At 31.1% G+C, this 4372-nt stretch carries 4 protein-coding genes; all 4 read right to left on the bottom strand.

Annotation, left to right across the window (positions count from 1 at the left end):
- Nucleotides 1–1036 (bottom strand): DUF58 domain-containing protein (locus VK998_RS10270; RefSeq protein WP_325228040.1); only part of this gene is annotated, 1036 nt, incomplete at its 3' end.
- Nucleotides 1037–1043: 7 nt separating this feature from the next.
- Complete coding sequence (locus VK998_RS10265; protein ID WP_325228039.1) at nt 1044–1979, bottom strand: AAA family ATPase; 936 nt, start codon at nt 1977–1979, stop codon at nt 1044–1046.
- A 99-nt stretch (nt 1980–2078) separates the two neighbouring features.
- Nucleotides 2079–2648 (bottom strand): indolepyruvate oxidoreductase subunit beta, encoded by a 570-nt coding sequence (locus VK998_RS10260; RefSeq protein ID WP_325228038.1) that lies wholly within the window; start codon nt 2646–2648, stop codon nt 2079–2081.
- A 4-nt stretch (nt 2649–2652) separates the two neighbouring features.
- A partial coding sequence (iorA, locus tag VK998_RS10255) for an indolepyruvate ferredoxin oxidoreductase subunit alpha (protein WP_325228037.1) occupies nt 2653–4372 on the bottom strand: 1720 nt, incomplete at its 5' end.

Here is a 4372-nt window from a genome sequence, read left to right as displayed (position 1 = left end):
CATCTAATGATATAAGAATAAGTTTATTGTTATTTGTCTTCAATTTTTCCAATGGTTCTATATATGAGTTAAATATTCTAGGGGTTATAATTATAAATGTGGTAAAGCTATTTCTTTTATTAACAATTTCGTTGATTAAAGTTTCAAACTCAACTGCTACTCCATAAGATACTCTTCCTAAAGAATTTAATACATATTCATAATTATTGGAATAAATATCATCTATTTTATATCCACCATAAGAATTATTTACAAAACTATAAGGAATATTGTTTTGTTCTAATTCTTCTACAATTCCTCTACATAAAGAGATGCAAGTTTCAATTTCATCTTTTTCAATGTTTGACCAAAAAGGTTTAGCAGACTCAACATTTAATATGATATTTACTGAATGTTCTGTAGTAAAATCGAAATTTTTAACCATCAAATTCCCATATTTTAAAGATGAAGGCCAATGAATATGTTTTTCTGGTTCATTACCTGTATATTCCCTTATACCTACAGTCATTAAAGGATCGTCTATTATCCATCTTTTAACAGATATTTGTCCATAGTAACTTCCATATAATACTAAATTCTTATCTAAATCTAAAGGCTTAGGTAGTACTACTAATTCATGTAAATAATTTTCAGTAATAGAAGATGTATTTAATCCAATAAAATCCCCTACTTTCAAATCTACATTTCTAAAAATAAAACAACCTCTTTTATTGCCAAAAAAAGAATAAATCCGTTTCACCCTTTGATAAGGCATTACAAACAAAGTAGTAGTAAATTCAAAATAATCCCCTATCTTCTCCTTATCTACATTTCCAGAATAATCAAGAACTGTTGGAAATCTTTCCGTTATTCTTAAGTAGGTTACTGGAAAAGGCTTTTTATTCTCAATTACAGTATTTACTTCAAAAAATTCCCCTATTTCTATCATATTCTTAGATAATGTTCGTCTATATTTTAAATTTTTTAAACCATATTTCATGCTAAGCTTATTGAAACCAAAGATCAAAGCTACCAATGTAATAAATAACCAAAGCATATTTATTCTATATCCTTTCTAAAGGCACTTCTTTTGTAGTAAGTATCTTTTCTATTAGCCTTTCATTGTCTTCCATTTTATTTCTACCTTTAATAATTATCCTATGGTTTAATACTTTAGGTGCCATAGCTTTAACATCCTCTGGTATAATATAATCCCTTCCATTGATAGCAGCATAGGCTTGACATGCTTTAAAAAGTGCTATTGTCCCACGAGGACTAACTCCCAATTGTATTTCCCCTATATTTCTGGTTTCTTCTATTAAATCAATAATATAATTCATTACATCCTTAGAACAATCTACATTGTTTACATTTCCAAATAGATAATCAAGTTCTTCTTCTGTAATAATACTCTCCAAATCATCTATAGATTTTTTTAAATTATTGTAGATTATTTCCTTTTCTTCCTCTTTAGTTGGATAGCCTATTTTAATACGCATAAAAAACCTATCCAATTGTGCCTCCGGTAATGGAAAGGTTCCATAGGATTCTATTGGATTTTGAGTAGCTAAAACCATAAAGGGTTTGTTAAGTATTCTAGTTTCACCATCTACTGTGACTTGTCCTTCTTCCATAGCTTCCAATAAACTGGATTGAGTTCTAGGAGTAGCTCTATTTATTTCATCAGCTAATACTATATTTGAAAATAAAGGACCTTTTCTAAATAGAAAATCTCCTAACTTTTGATTATAGTAGTTGATCCCCATAATATCAGAAGGAAGCAAATCAGGTGTAAATTGAATTCTTTTAAAAGGTAAACCTAAGGTTTTAGAAAAGGCTTTAACCATCATGGTTTTCCCCATGCCTGGAAGATCCTCTAATAATATATGGCCTTTAGATAAAAAAGTAACTATAATAAGCTCAATTACATCTTTTTTACCTATTACAACTTGAGATATATTATCCACTACTTTTTCCTTAAAAAGTACAAATTTTTTCATTTCATCTCCCCTTTACTTTTTTAATTCTTTTTTATAATAATATATTATAATAAAAAATATCTCAACTAAAATATAAAAAGGTCGGATTATCCGACCTCTTTATAAGCTCAAGCCTTTTTCAAAAGCTTTGATATTTACGTTGTGAACCTTATCAGGTAAATTTTCCTTAATTAATTCTACCCAATCAATATTTTCAAGCCCCAAAGCTTTTACCATGGAACCTAACATAACTATATTTTGAGACCGAGGCTCCCCTAGTTCTTCTGCTATTTTCCTTGCCTCTATAATTTTTATATTTTCTACCTTATTCTTAAGATTATCTAGAACTCCTTCAGGATATTCGGCAAATCCTGAAAGTACTGGCAACGGATAAATTTCCTCATCATTGACTATCAGAGTCCCATTCTTCTTTAATTGTTCTATATATCTAGCTGCTTCTAATTTTTCAAAGGCTACAAGTATGTCTGCTCCGCCTTTATCTATAGATGGAGAATATACCTTTTCTCCAAATTTAATTTGAGTTGTCACACTTCCACCTCTTTGGGACATTCCATGGATTTCTGACATTTTAACATCATATCCTTCTTTTACAAATCCTTGAGAAAGGATTTTTGAGACAAGTATGGTTCCTTGTCCTCCTACTCCAACTAAAAGTAAACTTTTTACCACAGGATCACCTACTTTCTCCATTAAATTCTATAGCCTTAAAAGGACAAACTTGAAGACAAACTGTACAACCATTACATTGAGTTGTATCTATGCTAATTGTACCATCTTTAAAAGAAATGGCAGGACATCCAATCCTTAAGCAAGTCTTACATTGGGTACATTTTTCTTGGTTTACTTCACAATAAAGTCCCTTTCTTTCTTTTTGAACTTCTTTAATCAAAGCACAAGGTTGTTTAGCAATAATTACAAAAGGTTCTTCAGCTTCATAAGCATCTTTAACTGCTTTTTTAGTCTCATCTAGTTTATAAGGATCTACGACTCTAATGTTTTCATCCTTAATTCCAATTGCTTTAACTACCTTTTCAATATCTACCATAGGTGTTTCTTGTCCTATTATATTTTTACCTGTACCAGGGTTTTCTTGATGGCCTGTCATAGCAGTAATTCTATTATCTAATATTACAGTAACCATATTAGTTCCATTATAAATTCCATCAATTAAACCTGTAATTCCTGAATGGAAAAAGGTAGAATCTCCTATAAATCCAAATACTTTCTTATCTCTATTAGCCATCTGATTTACTCTATCGAAACCAATGCCTCCTGTAATCCCTGCACCCATACATATAACTGTATCCCCTACTCCGAGAGGTGGTGCCATCCCTAAAGTATAGCATCCAATATCGCTTGTCGAAATTATTTTATCTTTATATTTACTTACTTCATAAAATATGCCTCTATGAGGACATCCAGCACATAGTGCAGGAGGCCTTGCTGGTACATCTATATCTATTTCATAGCTTTCGTTATCTTTTCCTTTAAATATAGCTTTTTTAATAATTTCTGGACTTAATTCTCCACATATTGGTATAAGCTCTTTCCCAATACAATCGATTCCCATGGCTTTTACAAAATTTTCTATATAGGGTTCATTTTCTTCTATTATATATAATTTTTCTACTTCTTCTGCAAATTCTCTTATTAATTTATCTGGGAGAGGATAAGTAAAACCTATCTTTAAATAAGATGCACTGTCACCAAAAACTTCCTTAGCATGTAGATAAGATATACCACTTGTAATAACGCCAATTTTCTTATCATTATATTCAATATTATTTAAACAAGTTGTATTTGAATACTCCTTCAACTTCGGAAGCCTTTCTGTTTCCATTTCTATATGTTTAACTTTTGAATTAGCTGGAACCATTATATACTTTTTAATATCTTTAGTATATTCCTTGATTCCTACTTCCTTCCTATCCTTTAATTCTACCAAGCCTTTACTATGGCAAACCCTAGTAGTTATTCTAAATAAAACAGGAGTATCATATTTTTCACTGATTTCAAAAGCCTCTTTGATAAAATCTTTACATTCTTGACTATCAGCTGGTTCTACCATAGCAACTTTTGCATGGGGAGCATATAACCTATTGTCCTGTTCATTTTGAGAACTATGCATCCCTGGTTCATCAGCGGTAACTATTACTAGTCCACCATTTACACCCTCATATGCCATTGTAAACATAGGATCTGCTGCTACATTTAATCCAACATGTTTCATAGCTACCAAAGATCTAGCCCCTGCAATAGAAGCACCACTTCCAACTTCTAATGCCACTTTTTCATTGGTTGACCACTCTGAACGTATTTCTTCATATTGAGAAACGTTTTCAAGAATTTCGGTGCTTGGAGTCCCAGGGTAAGCACAAGCTACCAAGCATCCT

The sequence above is a fragment of the Schnuerera sp. genome (assembly GCF_035459645.1).
Taxonomy (GTDB): Bacteria; Bacillota; Clostridia; order Tissierellales; family Tepidimicrobiaceae; genus Schnuerera.
The sequence above is the reverse complement of the archived record's forward strand: the minus strand, read 5'-3'. Positions and strand labels throughout refer to the sequence as shown.